The organism is Candidatus Pelagibacter sp., from assembly GCF_965262185.1.
Lineage (GTDB): Bacteria > Pseudomonadota > Alphaproteobacteria > Pelagibacterales > Pelagibacteraceae > Pelagibacter.
In genome coordinates this window covers 1163257-1186953 of sequence record NZ_OZ253498.1, presented here as the reverse complement: position 1 = coordinate 1186953, position 23697 = coordinate 1163257, and the positions used below count along the sequence as shown (strand labels likewise).

Below are 23697 nucleotides of genomic sequence, written 5' to 3'. Positions count from 1 at the left end.
ATTTTCATAGTGACAAATTATGCTTAATTTAATTTAATATTCTAAGCAATCATCTGTTTATGATTTATCTTAGCACTTAGAACTATACCAAACCCAATCATGGTTGCTAACATGGAAGAGCCTCCATAGGACATTATTGGTAATGGAGAACCAACAATTGGTAATAAACCTAAAACCATTGAAAGATTTACAACAATATAAATGAATATTGCAAAAGCAAATCCAAAGCAGAACAATCTTGAAAAATTACTTCTCGAGATAGCTCCTATTCTCAAAATCCTTATAATAATTATGGAGTAAAGAACTAACAATCCTACCGATCCTATAAATCCAAACTCTTCAGAAAATAAAGTGAATATAAAGTCGGTATGTTTTTCAGGTAAAAAATCTAAATAACTTTGAGTGCCTTTTAAAAAACCTTTGCCACCTAAACCTCCCGAACCGATTGCTATTTTTGACTGAATTATCTGATAACCAGCACCTAATGGGTCTCTATCAGGGTCTAAAAAAGTCAATATTCTTAACTTTTGATAAGGCTTTAAGAATGAAATTACAAAAGGTAATGATATTAAGAAAATTATGAAAGAATATATAAAATATTTTATCTTAACACCTCCCAACCAAAGAACAATCAATCCACTAGCTGCAATTAGAATTGAGGTTCCTAAATCAGGTTGAGAAAGTACCATAATAATTGGTATTAAAATTATAGTTATAACTGTGATAATACTTGTCACTGAATTTACATTTTCAATTTTAATTCTGTGATAATATTTTGCTAAGCAAAGTATAATTGCTATCTTCATTAGTTCAGATGGCTGTAAATTAAATAAATATAAATCCATCCATCTTCTTGAACCTGAAGATTTAATTCCAAAAAAAGAGACATAAATCAACAAAAGAATTATAGCAATATAGAATAAGTATGAAAAGTTATGCCACCATTTAATATTAAAGAAGGCAATGAAAATCATTAAAGGAAAAAAAATTATAATTTTACTAAAATGACTTTTTGTATGAAAAAGAATTTCACCACCGTCCGTTGAATACATTACAAATAAACTTATTATTGATAGTAAAAATACACATGTCAGCAAAATATAATCTAATTCTTTAACTTTTTGCCAAAAAGTAATTTCGTTATTTAATCTATCATGTTGAAACATTAAATTTCTATTTCCTCAAAATTTTTTTGTTTATTTCTTAGATCATTTCTATCTATAATTAATTTGAATAATTCTTTTGCAATTGGTGCAGCAGTTCTACTTCCTGAACCACCATGTTCAACTATAATACTTAATGCATATCTAGGATTCACATACGGACCATAGGCAACATACAATGCATGATCTCGATCTTTATAAGGAATTTGCTCAATTTTTAAATCAAGTTCTCTTTCTCGCATGCTAATTCTCTTAACCTGTGCAGTTCCAGTTTTGCCTGCGAATTGGTATTTAGGATCATCTATTCTAGATTTATATGAGGTTCCATATAATTCGTTAGTTGAACTATACATAGCTTCTTGTACAATTTTAATGTTCTTAGCATTTTTAAATAATTTCTTTTCTTGTCCGTGCAAAGTTTCTTCTTTTAATTTTCTTTTTGTTTCTTCATATGACATAGCATTATTATCAACTATAATTCTTGGTTTTATATTGTAGCCGCCGTTAGCAATCTGTGCTGTCATTAGGCATAATTGAAGTGGAGTTGTTTGAGTATAACCTTGACCTATTCCAGTTATTAATGTTTCTCCAAGCACCCAGCCTTTTCCAAGATTATTTTTTTTCCATTTAGTGTTTGGAAACAAACCTGATTTTTCAAAATCAAAATAATCTCCCAATACCTTTTTACCTAGACCAAATTTTTCAGCTGTAACATTTAGTCGATCTACTCCTAGTAATCTTGCAACTTCATAAAAATAGGTATCACATGATTGTTTCATTGCATTTTTTAAACTTACAATTCCATGACCTTTTTCTTTCCAACAGTGAAAAGTCTGTCCATAGAGCTCCATCTTTCCAGTACATTTAACTTTGAAACTTGGACTAACAATTTTATTTTCTAAAGCTGATAAAGCTACAATTGGTTTTATTGTAGATCCTGGTGAATAAAGTCCTGTCAGTGTCTTATTTACTAATGGTTTTAATGGATTATTTCTAATTAATGCCCATTCATCATTGCTTATACCAAACAAAAATTTGTTTGGGTCATAAGAAGGAGAAGAGTACATTGCGATGATATCACCCGTATAAATATCCATTACACTTATAGATCCAGCACGATCATTTAAAAGTTTTCCACAAGCTTTTTGAACTTCTGTATCAACAGTCAATCTTACTCTTAAACCTTGTTTGCCTTTTTGATACTCAAGTTGATTAATTCTTTTTCCATAAGCATTAACCTCATACCTTTGGATCGCATTTGTGCCAATTAAGTAGTTTTCTAAAGTTTTTTCTAAACCTAATTTTCCAATTTTTATTCCTGGAACAAATCTTTCTTGTACTGTTTCATTTGCAAGAATTTCTTCTTCATTAGGTTGACTAACATATCCTAAAATATGAGTATAAACTTCGTTGAAAGGATAGTTTCTTGAAATTGTCATAACCGGCTTAACACCAACTAAATCATATAAATAATTATTTATTTTTAAAAAATCATTCCAAGATAAATTTTCGGATACAATAATACTTTCCCAAGGTTTTAATTGATTTTTTAATTTTACTATTTTTTCTATTTTTTTGTCACTTAAATTAAGCAGTGTTTTTAGTCTTGATAATAAATATTTAAAATTTTCAACTTGTTCAGGGATTATATGAAGTTGATATACTTTTAAATTTCCAGCTATTATATTTCCAAAGTAATCAACAATTTCACCTCTTACAGGTGGCAACTTCCATTCTCTAATTCTATTTTTATCTGAAAGAGTTAGATATTTTTTATTTTCATTAACTTGTAAAGAAAAAAGTCTTGCTATAATTCCAGTGAAAATTATTATTTTTGCAGCACCTATAATAAACATCCGTCTATTAATTATGTCTGTTTTTCTAATTCCTGAATTTCCTTTAATCATTCTTCTTAAGTAAAATTTTACTATTTAAAATATTAAATAAAATAAAAAATAAAGGGTAAAATAAAAAAGTAAAACCTGAGTTTATTAAGTAACTCATATAATCTACCTGATATAAGAATATTAAATCTAAAATTATTACTTGGATAGAGTTTATAAGCAAAACAGCAACAAAAAATGAAAGCCAATCATTTATAAATTTTGGACTTAGTGTAATTTGTCTTATATATGATGTGATGGCACAGATTAGTAAATAACAAAAACTACTTATACCAATTGGAATACCAATTACTACATCATTAATAATTCCTGCTAAAAAAATTGAAAAATATCCCAGATGTTCTGGATTTCTTAAAGTCCAAAAAAAAATTAAAATGAAAACAAAATTGAATGAAAAATAATCTAAATTTAAATAATTAAAATCAAATTCATTAAAGACAGAAAAAAATAGAAAAATAAAAGGTAAATAAGAAATAAATGATTTAAAAAATGTACTTTTATTCAGCGAAGCCATTATTGATCCTCACCTATCTTAAATTCTACGATCTTTACAAAACTTAATTGTCCAAAATCAGAAAAAAAATCTATCTGATCTCTATTATTTGTTATTTTACCAACTGGAATACCTGGTTTAAATATACCGCCTAAGCCAGAAGTATATACAACTGCCTCATTTTCAATCTGATTTTCTTTATTCTCATCTTTAGTGTATTCAATTATCCCATGATCTTTACCAGTTCCAGAGACTACAGCTTGTAAAAATGGGGGTTGAATTGTCACTGGGATTTTACTATTTAAATCTGACAAAAGAAGAGCTCTCGAATTTGAGTAATTTACCTCAATAATCTGACCCACTAAATAATTTCTATCCATTATTGCCATTCCAATTTTAACATTATCTTTCGACCCTCTATTCAAAATAATAGATTTTAAATATGGACTTTCCCTATCAATTAAAACTTTTGCAAATATTTCTTCTGAATTTATTTTTTCATTAATCAACTCTCTGAGTCTTTTATTTTCAGCAGCTAAAAAATTATTTAATACTTTGATCTCCTCTGTGTTTTCTATTTTTATTAATTGGTTTTGATAATTTTTGTAAAAATCAAGATGTGATCTAAATTTAGATATTACCTCTTTAATTTTATTCTCTGGAAATGAAAAAATATAAGATGATCTATAAATTATTTCATTTATTCCTAATTTTGTATGTTGGATTACTTTAAAATTAAAATTACTTAAAATTGTTAAAACAATAGATAAAATTAATAGACTTATAAGAGAAAATTTTTGCTTTTCTTTCTTTTTAAAAAAAGCTGATCTTAAGGCAATTACAAAATCGTCTCTGCCTTTTGCCATCTTTTAGTATTCAGATAACATAGTAGAAAAAGTTTCTTCTTGATCCAAAGCTTTACCAGTCCCCACTGCAACACAAGATAATGGATCATCAGCAACATGTACAGGTAAACCTGTTTCCTTCGAAAATCTTTTATCAATATTTTTTAATAAAGCTCCACCGCCTGTTAAAGTAAGACCCATATCCACTAAGTCAGCAGATAATTCTGGAGGAGTGTTTTCTAAAGCATCTTTGATTGCATTGACCATTTCTTTTAGTATATCATTTAGTGCTTCAGCAGTATCTTCCTCTGTGATATTTACTTCTTTTGGAGTACCTGATCTTAAATCTCTACCTTTTACTGGGTAAGTATTAGTTCCTGTTGGAATAGCTGTACCCATTTCTTTTTTAATCTTTTCAGCAGTTGTATCTCCAATAAGTAAATTGTATTCTTTTCTCATGTAATTAACTATTGCTGTATCCATTGCATCACCAGCAGTTCTCAAAGATTTTGAATATACTAATCCCCCAAGAGACATAACTGCTATCTCACTAGTACCACCGCCTATATCAACAATCATTGATCCTGTGGCTTCAGAAATTGGAAGACCAGCTCCAATAGCTGCAGCAATTGGTTCTTCAATTAATTGAACTCTTCTTGCACCAGCAGCCAGTGCACTATCTTGAATTGCTTTTCTTTCAACTGGTGTTGAACCAGTTGGTACACAAATTAAAATTCTTGGATTGGCAAAAGTACTACCTTTATGAACTTTTTTTATAAAGTGTTTAATCATCTCTTCTGTAACGATAAAGTCTGCAATAACACCATCTCTTAAAGGTCTGATAGCACTGATATTTCCAGGTGTTCTTCCAAGCATAGTTTTGGCTTCATCTCCAACAGCTAAAACATTTTTCTTTCCACCTTGATCAACAATTGCAACAACAGATGGTTCGTTAAGAACAACACCTTTTCCTTTTAATACCACCAGTGTATTTGCTGTTCCAAGATCAATTGCCATATCTTGGCTCCAAACTTTTTTAACGCTATCGAATAATCCCATTATATTCCCCTTACCTTTTGACTTTCTTGCTCCATTGGAGCTGTTTTATCTCGTTTAATTATCATTTTATTTAATGCATTTATGTAAGCATTTGCAGATGCAACCAAAGTATCGGTATCTGCTGCTTGACCTACAGTAGTTTTTCCATTTTCCTCAATTTTTACACTAACAGTGGCTTGAGCATCAGTACCTTCAGTAACCGCATGCACTTGATAAAGCTGTAAATTTACATCATGAGGATAAAGAGTTTTTATGCATTTAAATATTGCATCCACAGGACCATCTCCAGTTTCTATAGCTTGTTTTACATCTCCATATACATCTAAAGTCATCTCTGCTTTTTGGGGTTCACCTGTCCCTGCAAACACTTTTAACGATTTTAAACTAATGGCACTAACTTTATTATCAGTAATTAAACTATCATCTACTAGAGCGATAATATCCTCATCATAAACATGTTTTTTCTTATCTGCTAAGACTTTGAATTTTGCGAATGCATTACTTACAACATCATCTGTAAGATTGGGGTAACCTAAGCTATTCATTTTATCTTTAAATGCATGTCTGCCAGAATGTTTACCCATCACTAATGAAGTTTGTTTAACTCCAACACTTTCAGGAGTCATAATTTCATAAGTTTGTCTATTTTTTAACATTCCATCCTGATGAATACCTGCCTCGTGCGCAAATGCATTTTTTCCAACAATTGCTTTATTATATTGAACTGGAAATCCAGTTGCATTTGAAACTATCTTTGATGCTTTGCTTAATAATGTTGTATTAATTCCAGTCTCGTAAGGCATTAAGTCTGGTCTTGTCTTAATTGCCATAACTACTTCTTCTAATGCAGCATTTCCTGCTCTCTCACCTAAACCATTTATAGTACACTCAATTTGTCTTGCACCAGCTTGAACACCAGCTAAAGAATTAGCTACTGCTAAACCTAAATCATTATGACAATGAGTAGATAAAATTGCTTTATCAATGTTAGGAACTTTATTTAAAAGTGTTTCGATGATTGTTGTGAATTCAGATGGTATTGTGTAACCAACAGTATCAGGAATATTAATAGTTGTTGCTCCATTTTTGATTGCAAGCTCAACTGTTTTACACATATAATCCATATCAGTCCTTGTGCCATCCTCACATGACCACTCGACATCATCAGTAAATTTTCTTGCATAAGCAACATGTTTACCGATTGATTCATAAACATCCTCTGGTGACATATTTAATTTATGTTTCATATGTAGAGGGCTTGTAGAAATAAAAGTATGTATTCTAAATCTAGGTGCATGCTTTAATGCTTCATAAGCTCTATCAATATCTTTTACAGAATGTCTAGATAATCCTGCAGGTATAGAATTTTTTAAAATCTTGCTAACTTCAGATACAGCCTCAAAATCTCCTGGAGATGCTATAGGAAAACCTGCTTCGATGATATCAATTCCCAATTCATCAAATACTCTGGCAATCTGAATTTTTTCTTCTAAACTCATAGACGCGCCTGGTGATTGCTCACCATCACGCATAGTTGTATCAAATATAAAGACTCTATCCTTGTCGCGCATAATAAAATTTTTAGAAAAACTATAATACAATCTATAAGAGAGATTGCAAAATAATTAGTGTAAATAGGTAAATTTTTTCATCCATTTTAAGATATACAAAAATTAATTATAAATAGACTCAATTTTAGGCATCAAGTGTAAAAGTTCCTTTGTATATTCATGGGTAGGGTTTAAAAATAAATCCTCAGTATTTGAAACTTCACATAACTTGCCATCTTTTAAAACTCCAATTCTATCACACATTTGTCTTACAACCGGTAAGTCATGACTAATAAATAAAATGGTTAAATTTAATTGTTCTTGAAGATCTTTTAACAAATTTAATATTTGTGCTTGAATACTAACGTCTAGTGCAGATGTGGGTTCATCACAAACTAAGAGCCTTGGCTCAGTTGCTAAAGCTCTTGCAATCGAGATTCTTTGTCTTTGACCGCCAGAAAATTCATGAGGATACCTATCTGCAGATTTTTGATTCATTTCAACAGAATCTAATAAATCATAGATATAATTATTTAGATCAAAGTTAGATATCGAAGAATTATGAAGTTTAATAGGTTCTGCAATAATATCTTTTACTTTCAATCTACCATTTAGTGATGAGTAGGGATCTTGAAAAATCATTTGTATTTGTTTTCTAAATTTCATCAGCTCTGATCTATTTTTTATTTGTGTAATACAAGTATTATCAAAAAATATATCTCCTGAAGAAGGTTTAAATAAATTTACGATCATTTTTGCAATAGTTGATTTTCCACTTCCACTTTCACCGACTAGTCCAAATGACTCACCTTCTTTTATTTCAAATGAAACATTATTTACGGCTAACACAGAATTTTTAGAATTTTCTGTAAAAAAATTGTCATCAAAACTTTTATTAAGATTTTTAACTTGTACTAAATTTTGATTGATAATTTCTTTTTTAGTCCATCTATTCAATATTTTAATATTATTTTCTTTATTTTTGTTTTCTTTTTCCACTATTACAAACCTTGAAATTTTTTTATTGGTAGGTGGAACAGAACTTACTAGACTTTTGGTATAATTTTGTTGGGGAGTTGTTAAAATTTTTTTTGTTTCACCAATTTCGACTAAATTTCCACTTTTCATAACAGCTACACGGTTAGCTGTCTCAGCTATAACACCCATATCATGAGTAATTAATATCACAGCCAAGTTTCTTTCTTTTGTGAGTTTTTTAATTAAATCTAAAATCTGTGATTGAATAGAAACATCTAAAGCTGTGGTAGGTTCATCAGCAATTAATAATTCTGGTTCGCAGCACAAGGCTAAAGAAATAACCACTCTTTGCCTCATTCCTCCTGAAAACTGATGAGGATAGTCATTAAACCTTTTTTTAGCATCTTTAATTCCAACTTCTTTTAATAGATTAATAGATTTACTTTTTGCTTCCTCTTTGCTTAAATTTAGATGAGTTTGTATAGTTTCAATTAATTGTTCACCGACTGTTAATATTGGATTTAAAGATGTTTGTGGATCTTGGAATATCAATCCAATTTTATTACCTCGATATTTAATTATACTATCTAGGTTTTCATGAATATTTAAATCTCCCAAAATTACTGAGCCACTCGAAACTTTTCCTGGCTCGTCAATTAAATTAATTATAGCATTTCCAACAGTGCTTTTTCCAGAGCCAGACTCTCCAACCAATCCTAAAATTTCACCTTTATTTACTTCAATATTAACATTTTTGGCTGCATGAACAGTCTCTTTACGCATTTTATAATCAACACTTAAATTATTTATTTTTAAGAAACTCATTTTTTTAATTTTGGATTTAAAGTATCCCTCATCCAGTCTCCTAATAAGTTAATTGAAAAAGCTAATATCACCAAAAAAATTGCTGGAAAAAAAGTAATCCACCATTCTCCTGAAAATAAAAAATCATTACCTAATCTTATTAAAGTTCCTAAAGAAGGAGTGGTTGGAGGAACTCCAACACCCAAAAAACTTAAAGTTGATTCTGCTAAAATAGCAAGAGCTAAACCAATTGTACCGATAACTAAAACAGGTCTCATGATATTTGGTAAAATATGTTTAAACATAATTACTATGTTTGAAACACCAATTATTGTTGATGCAGATACATAATCTTTATTCTTTTCAACTAAAGTTGCTGCTCGTGATACTCTTGCAAACTGTGGCCATTCAGAAATCCCAATAGCAAATATCAAAACATAGATTGCCATTTCATCGTGCATTTCTCTTGAGATTAATCCTCTTGCTATCCCATCAACCAAGAGTGCCATCAAAATACTTGGTACAGTCAACTGAACATCTGTAAGTCTCATTACTACCATTTCATACTTTCCACCAAAATATCCAGCCGTTAATCCTAAACCAACGCCAAGAACTAGACTAAATATAATTGCAGCAAAACCAACAATAAGAGAAATTCTACATCCATATAATATGGTTGATAACATATCTCTTCCTTGACCATCTGTTCCTAGAATAAATTGTGATAAACCATCCTCTGTCCAAGAAGGGGGTGTAAATGCATCCATCAAAGATAAAGATGATGGATCAAAAGGTGTATATGGAGTTAAAAATTCAATAAAAAAAGAACAGAAAAAAATTATGAATAAAATAGCTGAAGATATAATTGCTGTCGGAGATTTAATAAAGCTATGATAAATGTCACTATCCTTAATTCTTTCCCATCTTGTCAAATTTAAATTATTATCCACTTGCGGCATCTCCTTTAACTCTAATCCTTGGATCAATAAAATAATACAGAATATCAACTATAAAATTTATCATCACAAAAACAAATGCGATGAAAACTAAATAAGCTGACATAATTGGTATATCTACAAACTGAACAGCTTGAATAAACAAAAATCCCATTCCTGGCCATTGAAAAACTGTTTCAGTTATAATTGAAAATGCGATTAAAGTTCCGATATTAATTCCAGCAATTGTTATTACGGGTATCAAACCATTTTTTAACGCATGCTTGTATTTAATACTGTCTTCACTAATTCCACGTGCTCGAGCAAATTTTATATAATCGGTTTGTAAAATTTCCATCATCTCAGCTCTTACTAGCCTGATAATATATGTCATTTGAAAAAGACTTAATGTAACTGAAGGAAGAATTATTGCCTTAACACCTGAAACTGTTAAAAAACCTGTTGTCCAAAATCCTAGGTCAACTACTTCTCCTCTACCAAATGAAGGAAGTACTCCTAAAATAACTGCAAATAAGTAAATAAATAATATCCCAATTACAAATGTGGGGAGTGATACTCCAAGCAATGAAATTGCTAAAACAAAGTCACTTAAAAAACCTTTTCTATTTATACCCGTATAAACTCCTAAAAGAGTTCCTGTAACTAAAGCTATCAAAGCAGAAATTACAACAAGCTCAATTGTGGCTGGTAATCTTTCAACAATCAATTCAGATACGGGTCTTCTTAATTGATAAGAAATACCAAACTCTCCTTTGGACGCATTAATTACAAATCTTGAAAATTGAACATGAATTGGATCCATTAAACCCAATGTTTCTCTTAATTCAGCTCTCTCTTCATCTGAAGTTTCCTCTCCAACCATGTTGTTTATTGGGTCTCCAACAAAATTAAATAAAGAGAAAGAAACAAAGGCAACAACTAGCATTACCAAAGCTGATTGAAACAGTCTCTTAAAAAAATATTTTATCAATTTGTGAAGATTAAGAATTTATAAGCCCCTTGTAATTTATAAGGGGCTTATAATAATTTTTATTTATTTTCCAGCAACAGCGTGCCTAAATAACGGTTCGTTATTCGGTCTAATAGGAACATTCACATTGCTTTTAGATGCCCAAGAAATTACTTGGTGGTGTAAAGGAAGATACGCAATATCATCTTTTACAATTTTCCAAGCTTTTGCAATTGCAGCATTTCTTTTGTCTAAATCAACTTCACCTTCCATAACTCTAATTGCAGCATCTACTTCAGGGTTGCTGAAATTAACTTTATTCCAACTAGCACCTGTTTCATATAAATAATGAAATACGTAATGACTATCTAAAGTTGGTACACCCCATCCAAGCATATAAAAATCACCTTGGTCATCTTTTAGCTCTTTGAAGTGCTTACTTTTTGTTTGAGCAAACAAGTTAACGTTAACTCCAATTTTACCCAACATACCAACTACAGCTGTACAAATTGCTTCATCATTTACATATCTATCGTTCGGACATCTTAGTTCAACATCAAACCCATTAGGATAACCTGCGCTAGCTAAAAGTTTTTTTGCAGCATCGACATCATAAGGTAATCTTTTATCAAGTTCTGCAGTGTAGCCATTTACACCTGGAAAAGTAATAATTCCAGCTGGTTCACTCAAGCCTCTCATTACTTTTTTCTTGATGGCCTCAATATCAATTGCCTGGTAAAGAGCTTGCCTAACCTCTTTTTTCTTAAAAGGATTATCACCTGTATTACCAGTTCTTAATTTATCCGCAGCTTGGTCCATACCTAAAAAGATTGTTCTCATTTGAGCTGTACTTTCAACTTTATGAGCTGATGAAGCGCCAATTCTTTTTAAATCTTGTACAGGAGCATCTGTAACCAAGTCAATTTCTCCAGATAACAATGCGGCAACTCTTGTTGCTGCATTTTTAATAGGAAGTAATTCAATCTTAGTTAAACCTTTATCATCCATTTCGCCCCACCAATACTTGTTTCTTTTAAAAACTGTTTTTGTATTTGGTTCTCTAAGAGTAATTTTAAATGGACCTGTTCCTAAAGCATTTGTTGCAGAAAATGTTTCCTGTCCAGCGTCCCAGTTTTGAGGTGACATTGCAAAATTTTTCTCCGACCAAGCTTTAGACATAATAAATATGTTTGAAAGTTGGTTTAATAGAATAGGATTTGGTTTACTTGTTGTTATTTTGACAGCATAATCTCCCACTGGTTCTACATTTGAAACCGTACTGATATATTCTTTAAAGTCTGATGTTCTTTGTTTTGCTCTTAAAATACTAAAAACAACATCTTCAGATGTCATTCCAGAACCATCAGAAAACTTTGCATCTTTTCTTAATTGAAAAATCCATGTATTTGGATCAGTAGTTTTCCAACTAGTAGCTAAAGCAGGTCCAATTTTCATATCCAAACCTCTTTGAACAAGTGCTTCATATACTTGTCTAGATACCTGAGTGGTAGGACCCTCGTTCTGTGCGTGCGGGTCTAGTGTTAGACTGTCTCCCTGCATTGACCACTTAATAGTTTGAGCGGCCCAAGCAGAAGAGAAACCTGTAACTAAAACCAAAGATAATATTAATCTTATAAAATTTCTAATCTTCATTTTTTCCTCTCTTTTAATTTTATAAGAAAATTATAAGTGAAAAAAAAAGATTATGACAGATATAAAAATACCATTAAAAATTAACTTTTGTCGCTATCAACTAATTTTTTCTTACTGATCCAAGGCATCATAGCTCTAAGTTCTGCTCCAACTTTTTCTACAGAATGTTCAGCTAATTTTGCTCTGGTTGCTAAGAAGTTTTTTTGACCAGTTTTGCACTCATTCATCCACTCTTTGGTAAATTTACCAGATTGAATATCTACCAAAACCTCTTTCATTCTCTTCTTTGTCTCTTCCTTATTGATAATTCTTGGACCAGATTGATACTCACCATATTCAGCAGTATTTGAAATTGAATAATTCATATTTGCAATTCCACCTTCATATATCAAATCAACTATTAATTTAACCTCATGAACTGTTTCGAAATATGCCATCTCCGGTTCATATCCTGCTTCAACTAAAGTTTCATATCCATTTTTAATTAGTTCAACTAAACCACCACATAAAACAGTTTGTTCACCAAATAAATCTGTTTCAACTTCGTCTTTGAAAGTAGTTTCAATAATACCTGATCTTCCTCCACCTACTGCTGAAGCATAGGAAAGAGCTAGGTCCCTTGCTTTGCCAGATCCATCTTGATGAACTGCAAACAAACACGGAACTCCACCACCTTTTTCATACTCACTTCTTACTAAGTGACCAGGTCCTTTTGGAGCAACCATAAATACATCTAAATCTTTTCTTGCTTTAATTAAGTCATAGTGAACATTTAAACCATGAGCGAAAGCAATACTTGTTCCTTCTCTTACTCTTTGTTCAATATGGTTTTTATAAATTTCAGCTTGTAGTTCGTCTGGAGTTAATATCATGACAACATCTGCCCAAGCTGCTGCATCTGATAAATTCATTACTTTTAAACCTTTTGATTCAGCTTTAGCAACACTTGAGGATCCTTCTCTTAATGCAACAACTATTTCTTTAACTCCACTATCCTTTAGATTAAGTGCATGAGCATGACCTTGGCTTCCGTAACCAAAAATCGCAATTTTTTTATTTTTAATTAAATCTACATCTGCATCTTTTTCATAAAACATTTTCATAATTTATCTCCTATTAATTAGTTAAAAATTTTTGCACCTCTTGTCATTGCAACAGCCCCTGTTCTTGAAGTGCTTATAAGTCCCAAGGGTTTTAATTTTTTACTCATCTTATCAATTTCTCTTCTAAGTGCTGTTATTTGAATAACTGCAGATGATTTTGTTTCATCCAATACTACTGGGTTAAATTTTTTACAAGCATTTAAACATTTTTCAATTTTATTTTTTTTGCCCACAATTTTAAACAGAGCCATCTCTTTAAAAATCACGTCTTTATCGTCTCTTTTAAATTCAGCAACTTTGTGCACAGGTACTAATTTGGTTAACTGTAGTCTAATCTGGTCAATTACCTGTGGTGTTCCTGTTGTTACAATTGTTATTCTTGATATGTTTTTGATAGCATCAACTTCAGCCACTGCCAAAGACTCAATATTATAACCTCTACCAGAAAACAGGCCAACCACTCTTGCAAGAACACCTGCTTCATTATCTACCCAAACAACAAAAATATAAGTATCAGTTCTTTGTTTGATAGATGGAGAGCTATAAGCTGACTTTGATATGGGCATATTGATTAAACTAAGGCTTTGCCTTTTCCTTTTATTTTATTCTCCTCTTGATCGTTTGGTCCAAGTATCATTTGATTATGAGGTTTGCCTGAAGGTATCATTGGAAAACAGTTTTCATTTGGATCCACATGACAATCAAAAATAACAGGGCCATTATGGTCAACCATTTCTTGAATTTTTTCATCAAGCTCTGATGGATTATCAGCTTTAATTCCTTTACAACCATAAGCATCGGCCATTTTCATAAAATCTGGTAGTGCTTCTGAATAACTCTCAGAATAATTTTTTTCATGAAGTAGCTCTTGCCATTGTCTTACCATTCCCATGTACTGATTATTTAAAATAAATATCTTTATTGGTAAGTTGTATTGAACAGCCGTAGACATCTCTTGCATTGTCATTAAAACTGAAGCTTCTCCAGCAATATCAATAACTAATTTTTCTGGATGAGCTACTTGAACTCCAACAGCTGCAGGTAAACCATATCCCATAGTTCCCAATCCACCTGAAGTCATCCATCTATTTGGTTTGTTAAATTTATAATGTTGAGCAGCCCACATTTGGTGCTGACCCACTTCTGTTGTCACATAAGTATCTTTATTTTTTGTTAATTCATAAAGTCTTTGAACGGCATGCTGAGGTTTAATGCTATCTTCACTATTTATGAAATTTAAAGAATTTTTGTTTCTCCATTTTTGAATTTGTTCCCACCATTTCGCAATATTGGGTTTGTTTGATTTACCATTGCCATTTTTCTTTTTAATAATTGTCTTATTAATTTTATCTATTACTTTTGTAACATCACCTACAATTGCAAGATCTACTTTAATAATCTTATTTATTGAGGATGGATCAATATCAATATGAACTTTTTTTGAATTAGGAGAGAACTCATCAATTTTTCCAGTAATACGGTCATCAAATCTCGCACCAATGTTTATTAATAAGTCACAGTCATGCATTGCATTGTTTGCTTCATATGTTCCATGCATTCCTAGCATTCCTAAAAACTGATTATCATCTCCAGGATAAGCACCTAGACCTTGCAAAGTTGAAGTAATTGGAAATCCTGTTAGTTCAACAAATTTTCTAAGAGCTTCACTTGCTTTTGGTCCTGAATTAATTACGCCTCCGCCACTGTAAATTATTGGCTTCTTTGCTTTATTAATTAAATTAATTAATTGGTCAATTTCATCAGCTGAAAACTTATTGTGAGATTTGCCATTTAAACTTTTTTCTTTTTTTGGTTTTTTATATTTTGCTTTTGCAAATTGAATATCTTTTGGAATATCTATTAATACTGGGCCAGGTCTTCCAGTTGTTGCAACTTTAAAAGCTTCATGCATAACATCTGAAAGATTATTAATATCTTTTACTAACCAGTTATGCTTTGTGCATGGTCTTGTTATTCCTGTTGTATCACATTCTTGAAATGCATCTGTACCAATAAGATGTGTTGGAACTTGACCCGAAATACAAACCATTGGAACTGAGTCCATATATGCATCAGTTAAAGCAGTAACGACATTGGTTGCACCAGGTCCTGATGTAACCAAAACAATACCGGGTTTTCCAGAAGATCTCGCATAACCTTCAGCTGCATGACCTGCACCCTGCTCATGTCTTACAAGAATATGTTTAATGGATGGATGATTTTTTAATTCATCATATATTGGTAGTACAGCACCACCAGGATAACCAAAAATATGGTTTACCTTTTGGTCTTCAAGACACTTAAATACTATTTCTGCTCCAGTTAATAATTTTGGCATTTCGCAATCTAGCTGAAGTTGTGCTAATTGGTCAAGGTTAAGTATGGAAAATTTAAATTTTTTTTAAAAATTTATTTATCTCAGATGGGTTTAATTTTATCCAATCGCTCATGTGTCCTCGAGCCCATGTGCTTTGTCTTTTGGCGTATTGTCTAGTTTTTATTGATATTTTTTCTTTGATTTCATCAATTTTTTTTTCTCTTGCTAAATATTCTTGAATTTCATTTATTCCAATTGCTTTGCATGCAGTCATCTGATCATTAATTTTTAGTTTTAGAAATCTTTTAACCTCATTCACAGCACCCATTCTAATCATTTTTCTGGTTCTTTGATGAATTCTTTCAACCAACTCATCACGTGGATAATCAATATAAATTTTGAAAAAATCCTCGTCTAAATACTTTGATTTAGTATTTTTAAACCAATCATGAAGAGATTTTTTTGTAAACTTTTTAACTTCAAAAGCCCTAATTGATCTTTGGGTATCAGTTGGATTAATTTTATATTTCGATAGAGGATCCAGTTTTAATAATTGCTTATAGAATTTATTTTGGCCAATTTTTTTGTTTAGATTTCGAATTTGATTTCTAAACCTTAGTGGAATGTTTGGAATTTGAACTAAACCATCAGTTAGTGCTTTGAAATAAAGTCCAGTTCCTCCAACAAGAATTGGAATTTTTTTTCTTTTTTTAACTTCAATTATTTTTTTATTTGCAATTTTAAGCCAATCACCAGTTGAAAAACTTTTTTTTGCATCTTGGAAACCATATAGATGATGTTTAATTGATTGATAGTTTTTTGGGCTAGGTCTTGCAGACAAAATTTTAAGTTGCTTATAAACTTGCATACTATCTGCATTAATAATTTCGCCTTTAATTTTTTTTGCAAGTTTAATTGCAAAACTTGATTTTCCAGATGCAGTGGGTCCTGAAATTAAAATTATCTTGGATTTAAAATCCATTACTAATCTAATTTAACACCAATATATCTTCGTTGATTTTGATTGTTATAAATTGCAATTAAAATAGTTTTTTGATTTGAATTTATTGTTTTTTGAACAATATCTCTTAAATCATCTGCTGATTTTATTTTTTTCTTCTGAGCTTCAATAATAACACTATTGATCTCAATTGAGTTTACTAATGGACTATTATTAGCCATATTAGTAATTACTAATCCTGTAGTTTGGTTTGGTAATTTACGGTTTTTTATATCCTCTTTAGTTAATGGTCTCACTGATATTCTTAAACTCTCTATAATTTCATCTAAATTATTTTCATCCTTATTTGCATTTTCGCTTACTTTGAAATCATCAGAAGTTTCCAGTCTTCCTAACAAAACTTTTTTGGTTATTTCTTTTTTATTTCTCCAAATTTTTACATCTACATTTTTTCCAACTTCTGTTCTTGCAACAATTATTGGCAACTCTTTCATTTGCTTAATCTCAACTCCATTAAACTCTAAAATTATATCTCCAGCCTGAATACCAGCTTTTTCGGAAGGACTGTTTTCAGCAACACTTGCAACTAGAGCACCTCTTGGTTTATCAAGTTCTTCAACCTCAGCAATTTCTTTAGTTACATCTTGAATTCTCACACCTAACCAACCTCTTTTTGTTTCACCAAATTCAATTAGTTGTTTAATTACTTGTTGAGCACTGTTTGATGGAATTGAAAATCCTATACCAATAGAACCATTTCTTCCTAAGATAGCTGTATTAATTCCAATCACATTTCCTTCCATATCAAATAAAGGTCCACCTGAATTACCAGAATTAATTGATGCATCTGTTTGAATAAAATCCTCATATCTGGATAACCCAATTGATCTGTTTCTTGCTGAAATAATTCCAGCAGTTACTGTTCCGCCAAGACCAAATGGATTTCCAATAGCTAGCACCCAATCACCAATTCTTGCTTTATCTGAATCTCCAAAGCCAACTGGTTTGAATTTTTCCTCTGTTTCTAATTGTAATACTGCAATATCCATTAAAGGATCAGCACCAAGAACTTTTGCTTTATATTCTTGGTCGCCATTAACTCGGACAATAATGTCATCAGCATCCTGAATTACATGATTGTTTGTTACCACTATTCCTTTTTCATCAATAATAAATCCAGATCCTAAAGCTGCAGATTTTCTCTCTTGAGGAGTTCCAAATTCTTTAAACATATCTTCAAATGGAGAGCCTGGAGGAAATTGAAATGGAAAAGGATTACTATTAGTAACTACAGTTGTTGAAGTAGAAATATTTACTACAGATGGCATCAGTTTTTCCGCAAGATCTGCAAAAGATGCTGGAACGGGTTTAGAGTTTGACTGTAAAGTAAAACTTAAGGAAAAAATAATTGTTAAAAATATTAATCTTATTTTTTTCATATTAACTTTTTACAAAATAAATAATTACAAAACCAATAATTGCAAAGATTAGTCCCCCTGATCTTAATTGACTATCTTTTACAAGATCTAGTTTCTTTAACATACTTTTCATTTTTGCTGGAAATAAGGCATATAAAATTCCCTCTATAAATAAAAAAAGACCAAAAGCTATGACTAGCTCATTCATCTAATTTCTATTGTTTGATTTCAGGTTTTATATTTCCAAAAAACTTAAAGAATTCACTATCAGGAGACAAGATTAAAGATGTTTCTCCCCCAATTAAAGCTTTTTCATAAGCTTGCATTGCTCTATAAAAAGCAAAAAACTCAGGGTCCTGGCCAAAGGCATCTGCAAAAATTTTATTTCTTGTACCATCACCTTCCCCTTTCATAATTTCTGATTGTTTTTGAGCATCTGCTAAAATTACTGTTACTTCTTTGTCTGCAGTTGATGTGATCGTCACTGCCATTTCAGCACCCTGTGCTCTAAATTCTTTTGCTTCTCTTTCCCTCTCAGTCTGCATTCTTCTATAAATTGCATCACTGTTTGCTTGTGGAAGATCTGCTCTTTTAATTCTAACGTCAACAATACTAATACCAAAATTCTGTGCTTCATTATTTACACCTTCTTTGATCAATTCCATTTGCTTAGATCTATCTTTAGACAATAGAGTTTGCAACTCTTCCTGACCTAGAACATTTCTAATTCTTGAGTTTATAATCGTTGACAACCTTGATCTTGCAACTCTTTCGTCTCCAACAGAAATATAAAATTTCAAAGGATCCACTATTTGAAATCTTGCAAATGCATCAACTATCAATCTTTTTTGATCAGAAGCGATTACCTCTTCTGGTGGGGTATCTAAATTTAAAATTCTTTTGTCCAGATAAACAACATTTTGAATAAATGGAATTTTAAAATTTAAACCAGGTTTCATTATAATTCTTTTTGGATCACCAAACTGAAGAATTATTGCTTGGTTTACTTCTTTAACTATAATTATTGATAGAAACGCTACAACACCAATTAAAACTAGTATTCCAGCAACTATTTTTCCAGCTTTCATTTTAATTTGTCGCTTTCTTTTTTAATTCAGGTAGAGGCAAGTATGGTACTACTCCTGAACCAGCGTTTTTTTCTATAATAACTTTATCAATATCTGCTAGTACTTTTTCCATAGTTTCTAAATACATTCTTTCTTGAGTAACTGCTTTTGCGTTTTTATATTCATTATAAATTGATATAAATCTACTTGCTTCACCTTCTGCTTTAGCAACAACTTCTTTTTTATACGCTTCTGCAGCTTGTAAAATTTTTTGAGCTTCCCCTCTTGCTCTAGGGATTACATCGTTTGCATAAGCCTCAGCTTCGTTTTTAGATCTTTCCATATCTGCTCTTGCAGCTTGAACATCTCTAAATGCATCAATTACTTGATCGGGTGGATCTGCTTTTTGCGTTTGTACTTGTGTAATCTGTATTCCACTCTCATAATCATCTAAAATAGTTTGAATAATTTCTTGAGTTTCAATCTCTATACTTGATCTACCTTCTGTTAGTATTGGTTGAATATCACTTTTAGCAATTACTTCTCTCATCGCTGTTTCTGCAGCTGCTTTTACAGTTCCTACAGGATCTTGAATTTTAAATAGGAAATTTCCTGCATCTTTAATTACCCAAAACACAGAAAAATCTATGTTTACAATGTTTTCATCACCAGTAAGCATTAAGCTTTCTTGAGGAACATCTGCAACACCACCTCCTGTAGAAAAACCACTATCTCTCTCTGATCTAAATCCAATATCAATTCTATTAACTTTTGTTACTTTTGGTGTTTCAACAGTCTCAACTGGAAAAGGAATATGATAGTTCAATCCAGGTTGAGTAGTTTTAACAAATTTTCCAAATCTAAGTACAACACCTTGTTCATCTGGTAATACTCTATAAAGCCCGCTTGCAAGCCATACAAAGGCTAAGATTAATAAAATTAATCCAATAGACTTTCCACCTGAAGATTTTCCACCAGGTAAAAACTTTTTTATCTTATCTTGAAACTCTCTTATGATTTCATCTACGTTTGGTGGTGTCGGTCCTCTTCCTGAACCGTTGCCTCCACTGCCACCACCAGGAGGCGAACCCCATGGACTTCCACCTCTACCTTTGAAATCATCTGACATATGTCAAAGTATATAGTGTCTTTATTGTAAAAAACAAGTAATGATAGTTTCATGTCTGATAAAAAGCCAGAACTAAGTGACGCAATGAAAAGAAAGATGGAGCCTAAGAAATTTACAAAAAATCCAATCTTAGGAACTAAGTTTACTATCGCGATTTCAAGTGCAAAAGGAGGCGTGGGTAAATCTACATTTGCAACGAATCTGGCTTTAGCTTTAAAAAAAGTTGGATGCAGAGTTGGATTGTTAGATGCTGATATTTATGGCCCTTCCATTCCAAAGATGTTTGATATTAATGAAAAACCAAAAAGTGACGGTCAAAAATTAGATCCCATAACAAAATATGATATTCAATGTATGTCAATTGGATTTTTGGCAGATCAACAAACTCCGATGATTTGGCGTGGTCCAATGGTAACTAGTGCAATTAAAACTTTTACTCAGAAAGTTAATTGGAAAGACTTAGATTTTATAATTGTTGATATGCCTCCAGGAACTGGTGACACTCAATTAACTTTTTCACAAGAAATTAAAATGGATGGTGCAATCATTGTATCAACTCCTCAAGAAGTTGCTCTTTTAGATGTAAAAAGAGGAATTAAAATGTTTGATAAGCTTGGAGTTAAAATTTTAGGTTTAGTTGATAACATGAGTTTTTTTGTAGGAGATAATGGAAAGAAGTACAAAATATTTGGAGAAGGTGGAGTTAAAAAAACTGCTGAAGAATTTCAAAAAGAATTTTTAGGAGAAATACCAATTAATCCTGAAGTTGGAAATTCTGGTGATCAAGGAAAACCAATAGTCGAGTCAAACCCAAATCACGAAATATCAAAAATATATTTGTATTTTGCTGAAAAGATTAAATCAACTTATCTTTAAGATCAAAAGCAACCATTAATTCATTCCATTCTCTTTTAGATAGACCTGAACTCTCAACATCTACGTTTTGACCTTTAATAAGTTTTTGAATTATAACTTTTCCTTTAGCAGAAACCTCTGTTCCTCCTACTCGGTAATCCATAAATGCATCATAAGTTATTGGTACCCATTTTTTAACTGTATCTAACATTATATCTGCATAAACTCTAATTTCATACTGAGCATGACTATCAGCTCTTAACCTCAAAAAATTCATTAAATTCAATAAATCAGTTTTCCAATACCACTGGGTATATGTATTCAATGTTAAGTTCATTCTTGCAAGCTCTCTTGCTAATCCTTTTTTATTCTCATCAATTGTTGAACCATCATATCTTTCATTAAGCATTGTTTCATAATTATCATATGTTCTCTCCGCATCACTTTTTAAAAGTTCTAAAACTTCTTCTGCTTGTTTTCCTTCAAGAACATCTCCTCTTCCTTGTCGGTTGCTAGTAGATTGTGCTGCTAAATTTTCTTTAGTTGGTAAATAAAATTCTTTATCTAGAATTGAATATCTTGCAGAGTATTCATTTACGTTGGCAGTTCTATGTCTGATCCACTGCCTTGCAATAAATATTGGTAGTTTAATGTGATATTTAATTTCACACATTTCAAATGGTGTACTATGCCAATGTCTCATCAAGTATTTTATTAAACCTTTATCTGTTGAAACTTGCTTTGTCCCTTTTCCATAAGATACTCTTGCTGACTGAACTATAGAGGTGTCATCACCCATATAATCAACTACTCTTACAAATCCATGATCTAATGCCGGCAGCGCTTCATAGAGTATTTTTTCAAGCTCCGGAGCGGTAACTCTTTTAGTTTGATTGCTTTGGGATTGCTGGTTTTTTATTTCTTCTAATTGTTCTTTTGTTAATTTCATGATTGTTGTTGAATCTGTTGAAATTACTTTTATATTATTAATGTTGGATTTCCAACTACGACGATAAACGAATTTCGTAATAACCATTGCGGACGTGGGGGCAGTACCCACCACCTCCACCATTACAACTTACGGGGGTGAACTAGATTCGACGGGTGACTAAAGGCTATTCTTTCGTTCGGGATTGTTCCACCGTAACGGGCTAATTTATAATTGCTAACGAAAGTTACGCACTTGCTGCATAATTAACTTAGTTAATTAAGCACGGGGTCCGGGGCACCTGGCAACAGAACGCCCCCTACTTAAATTTAGAATTGTTGTATATCATCAAACCTTAACTAAATTCCTCTATGAAGTGTTCCACAAAGTTTCTACGAAGAAATTTCCAAAAACCTATATATTTTCTCTATTGTTTGATGTATTTAAAAAAAACTTCTTCAACAAATTTATATTCATTCTCATTATGTGGAGAATAGAGTTTATTTAGACTGAATAAAACTTTGATAAAGTAATTGAGATTTATCAAATATATTTTTATCATATTCAATATTTATTTCTTTTTTATTTGAATTTCTAAAAAATTTGAAGTCAATGTGTTTAAATTTTTCTAAATTTATTTTTTTTAGAATTTTTTCAACATAATTTGGATTATGCAGTTCTTCATAAACAACAAAATAACAATTTTCATAAGATTGAAATTTCATATAAATAAATTCATAAAATAAATTCCATTGTTCTAACCAATAGTTGATATTATTTAAATTATTAAAGTTAATCGGTTTGTTCCACGGTTTATGACTTAAACCAAATTCATTATGCCCAAGATAATTCATATATCGCCTAATAAAATCATTTTCCTTCTGTAATTGAATGAAACGAAGATGTTGATTTAAAAGTGAATTTGCTTGATGCAATGGTTCTCTTATAGGAATTAAAAAAATAGAATTGGGAAGTATTGATTGAATTAAATCTATTCTCTTAAAACTAAGATTATTTTTACTCAAATACTTATTTTTTTTATTACTTAACAAAATAAGTTGAATATAATTTTTTAATTCATTTTTAACAAACTCTTCATTGTTATCAAAAAATACTTCGTCTAATGCTTCTGGACTATTATTATCAAAATTTATCCCATCTCCATGTAATCTTTCTTTTTTTATAATATTTTTTTTATTAAATAATTTAGAAAAATTTGGTGATAATATAAAAGGCATATTATTGTAAGTTAAAGATGCATATTCATCTGATGAAAATAAGAAATTTAACAAACTAGTAGTTCCAGATCTTGCTAATCCAGTTATAAACACATGTGATTGGTTAACAATATCTCTATTTTTTAAATAAATCATTTTTTCAAGTTCAAATAATGATTTATTTATTATTTTTTTATTTAATACAAAATCATGCAGGAACTTTTGGATATTATTATAGTTTTGCATTATTTTTCCTTCGAATTAAATGATAGATTATAAAGACTATACTTAATTTGATAACACCTAAAATAGATATGATAAAATTTAAATAAGAATTAGATAATAAAT

21 protein-coding genes and 1 other RNA gene are annotated in these 23697 nt (G+C 31.0%); 2 read left to right on the top strand and 20 right to left on the bottom strand.

The genetic code is table 11. The features are described 5' to 3' along the window. Positions 1–41 precede the first annotated feature (41 nt). From rodA to hflK, 18 genes are all read right to left on the bottom strand, one after another. Entirely contained in the window at positions 42–1166 is a 1125-nt protein-coding gene (gene rodA / locus ACQY31_RS06495) for a rod shape-determining protein RodA (RefSeq protein WP_428079609.1), read from the bottom strand. Next, positions 1166–3070, bottom strand: a complete 1905-nt coding sequence (gene mrdA, locus ACQY31_RS06490; RefSeq protein WP_428079607.1) for a penicillin-binding protein 2 — start codon at positions 3068–3070, stop codon at positions 1166–1168. Before mrdA ends, rodA begins: the two co-directional genes overlap by 1 nt. Continuing rightward, positions 3063–3581 carry a rod shape-determining protein MreD gene (gene mreD / locus ACQY31_RS06485; RefSeq protein ID WP_428079605.1) on the bottom strand — a complete coding sequence of 173 codons (519 nt, stop codon included), beginning with the start codon at positions 3579–3581 and terminating at the stop codon, positions 3063–3065. Before mreD ends, mrdA begins: the two co-directional genes overlap by 8 nt. Further along, positions 3581–4426 (bottom strand): rod shape-determining protein MreC, encoded by an 846-nt coding sequence (gene mreC, locus ACQY31_RS06480; protein ID WP_428079603.1) that lies wholly within the window; start codon positions 4424–4426, stop codon positions 3581–3583. Before mreC ends, mreD begins: the two co-directional genes overlap by 1 nt. A gap of 3 nt (positions 4427–4429) precedes the next feature. Next, positions 4430–5464, bottom strand: coding sequence for a rod shape-determining protein (locus ACQY31_RS06475; RefSeq protein ID WP_428079601.1), 1035 nt, complete (start codon positions 5462–5464; stop codon positions 4430–4432). Then, positions 5464–7035: a 2-isopropylmalate synthase gene (locus tag ACQY31_RS06470; protein ID WP_428079599.1), complete on the bottom strand. Its 1572-nt coding sequence runs from the start codon at positions 7033–7035 to the stop codon at positions 5464–5466. Before ACQY31_RS06470 ends, ACQY31_RS06475 begins: the two co-directional genes overlap by 1 nt. Positions 7036–7137: 102 nt before the next feature. Beyond that, a complete protein-coding gene (locus ACQY31_RS06465; RefSeq protein WP_428079597.1) occupies positions 7138–8817 on the bottom strand; it encodes a dipeptide ABC transporter ATP-binding protein in 1680 nt (559 codons plus the stop codon). Then, positions 8814–9746, bottom strand: coding sequence for an ABC transporter permease (locus ACQY31_RS06460; RefSeq protein ID WP_428079595.1), 933 nt, complete (start codon positions 9744–9746; stop codon positions 8814–8816). The genes ACQY31_RS06465 and ACQY31_RS06460 overlap by 4 nt, the downstream gene beginning before the upstream one ends. Then, positions 9739–10722, bottom strand: a complete 984-nt coding sequence (locus ACQY31_RS06455) for an ABC transporter permease (RefSeq protein ID WP_428079593.1) — start codon at positions 10720–10722, stop codon at positions 9739–9741. The genes ACQY31_RS06460 and ACQY31_RS06455 overlap by 8 nt, the downstream gene beginning before the upstream one ends. A gap of 63 nt (positions 10723–10785) precedes the next feature. Further along, positions 10786–12354, bottom strand: coding sequence for an ABC transporter substrate-binding protein (locus ACQY31_RS06450; protein WP_428079591.1), 1569 nt, complete (start codon positions 12352–12354; stop codon positions 10786–10788). 80 nt (positions 12355–12434) lie between these two features. Then, positions 12435–13457: a ketol-acid reductoisomerase gene (gene ilvC, locus ACQY31_RS06445; protein WP_428079589.1), complete on the bottom strand. Its 1023-nt coding sequence runs from the start codon at positions 13455–13457 to the stop codon at positions 12435–12437. 17 nt (positions 13458–13474) lie between these two features. Then, positions 13475–14023, bottom strand: a complete 549-nt coding sequence (gene ilvN, locus ACQY31_RS06440) for an acetolactate synthase small subunit (RefSeq protein ID WP_428079587.1) — start codon at positions 14021–14023, stop codon at positions 13475–13477. A 5-nt stretch (positions 14024–14028) separates the two neighbouring features. Next, on the bottom strand, positions 14029–15795 hold the full coding sequence (locus ACQY31_RS06435) for an acetolactate synthase 3 large subunit (protein ID WP_428079585.1): 1767 nt from the start codon (positions 15793–15795) through the stop codon (positions 14029–14031). A gap of 52 nt (positions 15796–15847) precedes the next feature. Further along, a complete protein-coding gene (gene miaA / locus ACQY31_RS06430; RefSeq protein WP_428079583.1) occupies positions 15848–16756 on the bottom strand; it encodes a tRNA (adenosine(37)-N6)-dimethylallyltransferase MiaA in 909 nt (302 codons plus the stop codon). 2 nt (positions 16757–16758) lie between these two features. Continuing rightward, positions 16759–18174 (bottom strand): Do family serine endopeptidase, encoded by a 1416-nt coding sequence (locus ACQY31_RS06425; protein WP_428079581.1) that lies wholly within the window; start codon positions 18172–18174, stop codon positions 16759–16761. A 1-nt stretch (position 18175) separates the two neighbouring features. After that, the gene (locus tag ACQY31_RS06420; protein ID WP_428079579.1) at positions 18176–18361 is read right to left on the bottom strand and encodes a DUF2065 domain-containing protein; all 186 of its coding nucleotides are present in this window, start codon (positions 18359–18361) and stop codon (positions 18176–18178) included. A 7-nt stretch (positions 18362–18368) separates the two neighbouring features. Beyond that, the gene (gene hflC, locus ACQY31_RS06415; protein ID WP_428079577.1) at positions 18369–19241 is read right to left on the bottom strand and encodes a protease modulator HflC; all 873 of its coding nucleotides are present in this window, start codon (positions 19239–19241) and stop codon (positions 18369–18371) included. A gap of 1 nt (position 19242) precedes the next feature. Next, entirely contained in the window at positions 19243–20349 is a 1107-nt protein-coding gene (gene hflK / locus ACQY31_RS06410; protein WP_428079575.1) for an FtsH protease activity modulator HflK, read from the bottom strand. Between the two features lie 51 nt (positions 20350–20400). Between hflK and ACQY31_RS06405 the strand changes: the two genes are divergently transcribed. Further along, positions 20401–21225: an Mrp/NBP35 family ATP-binding protein gene (locus ACQY31_RS06405; RefSeq protein WP_428079573.1), complete on the top strand. Its 825-nt coding sequence runs from the start codon at positions 20401–20403 to the stop codon at positions 21223–21225. Here the strand turns inward: ACQY31_RS06405 and thyX are convergent. Continuing rightward, positions 21206–22153, bottom strand: a complete 948-nt coding sequence (thyX, locus tag ACQY31_RS06400; RefSeq protein ID WP_428079571.1) for an FAD-dependent thymidylate synthase — start codon at positions 22151–22153, stop codon at positions 21206–21208. The genes ACQY31_RS06405 and thyX overlap by 20 nt on opposite strands. A 4-nt stretch (positions 22154–22157) precedes the next feature. Here thyX and ssrA point away from each other — a divergent pair. Then, positions 22158–22456: a transfer-messenger RNA gene (gene ssrA, locus ACQY31_RS06395) on the top strand. Positions 22457–22632: 176 nt separating this feature from the next. Here the strand turns inward: ssrA and ACQY31_RS06390 are convergent. Then, positions 22633–23595: a sulfotransferase gene (locus ACQY31_RS06390; protein WP_428079569.1), complete on the bottom strand. Its 963-nt coding sequence runs from the start codon at positions 23593–23595 to the stop codon at positions 22633–22635. Positions 23596–23697: the final 102 nt, after the last annotated feature.

Coding starts and splice junctions, on each gene's coding strand:
- rodA (WP_428079609.1), bottom strand. CDS start 1,166: ATGTTTCAACATGATAGATTAAATAACGAAATTACTTTTTGGCAAAAA.
- mrdA (WP_428079607.1), bottom strand. CDS start 3,070: ATGATTAAAGGAAATTCAGGAATTAGAAAAACAGACATAATTAATAGA.
- mreD (WP_428079605.1), bottom strand. CDS start 3,581: ATGGCTTCGCTGAATAAAAGTACATTTTTTAAATCATTTATTTCTTAT.
- mreC (WP_428079603.1), bottom strand. CDS start 4,426: ATGGCAAAAGGCAGAGACGATTTTGTAATTGCCTTAAGATCAGCTTTT.
- ACQY31_RS06475 (WP_428079601.1), bottom strand. CDS start 5,464: ATGGGATTATTCGATAGCGTTAAAAAAGTTTGGAGCCAAGATATGGCA.
- ACQY31_RS06470 (WP_428079599.1), bottom strand. CDS start 7,035: ATGCGCGACAAGGATAGAGTCTTTATATTTGATACAACTATGCGTGAT.
- ACQY31_RS06465 (WP_428079597.1), bottom strand. CDS start 8,817: ATGAGTTTCTTAAAAATAAATAATTTAAGTGTTGATTATAAAATGCGT.
- ACQY31_RS06450 (WP_428079591.1), bottom strand. CDS start 12,354: ATGAAGATTAGAAATTTTATAAGATTAATATTATCTTTGGTTTTAGTT.
- ilvC (WP_428079589.1), bottom strand. CDS start 13,457: ATGAAAATGTTTTATGAAAAAGATGCAGATGTAGATTTAATTAAAAAT.
- ilvN (WP_428079587.1), bottom strand. CDS start 14,023: ATGCCCATATCAAAGTCAGCTTATAGCTCTCCATCTATCAAACAAAGA.
- ACQY31_RS06435 (WP_428079585.1), bottom strand. CDS start 15,795: ATGCCAAAATTATTAACTGGAGCAGAAATAGTATTTAAGTGTCTTGAA.
- miaA (WP_428079583.1), bottom strand. CDS start 16,756: ATGGATTTTAAATCCAAGATAATTTTAATTTCAGGACCCACTGCATCT.
- ACQY31_RS06425 (WP_428079581.1), bottom strand. CDS start 18,174: ATGAAAAAAATAAGATTAATATTTTTAACAATTATTTTTTCCTTAAGT.
- ACQY31_RS06420 (WP_428079579.1), bottom strand. CDS start 18,361: ATGAATGAGCTAGTCATAGCTTTTGGTCTTTTTTTATTTATAGAGGGA.
- hflC (WP_428079577.1), bottom strand. CDS start 19,241: ATGAAAGCTGGAAAAATAGTTGCTGGAATACTAGTTTTAATTGGTGTT.
- hflK (WP_428079575.1), bottom strand. CDS start 20,349: ATGTCAGATGATTTCAAAGGTAGAGGTGGAAGTCCATGGGGTTCGCCT.
- ACQY31_RS06405 (WP_428079573.1), top strand. CDS start 20,401: ATGTCTGATAAAAAGCCAGAACTAAGTGACGCAATGAAAAGAAAGATG.
- thyX (WP_428079571.1), bottom strand. CDS start 22,153: ATGAAATTAACAAAAGAACAATTAGAAGAAATAAAAAACCAGCAATCC.
- ACQY31_RS06390 (WP_428079569.1), bottom strand. CDS start 23,595: ATGCAAAACTATAATAATATCCAAAAGTTCCTGCATGATTTTGTATTA.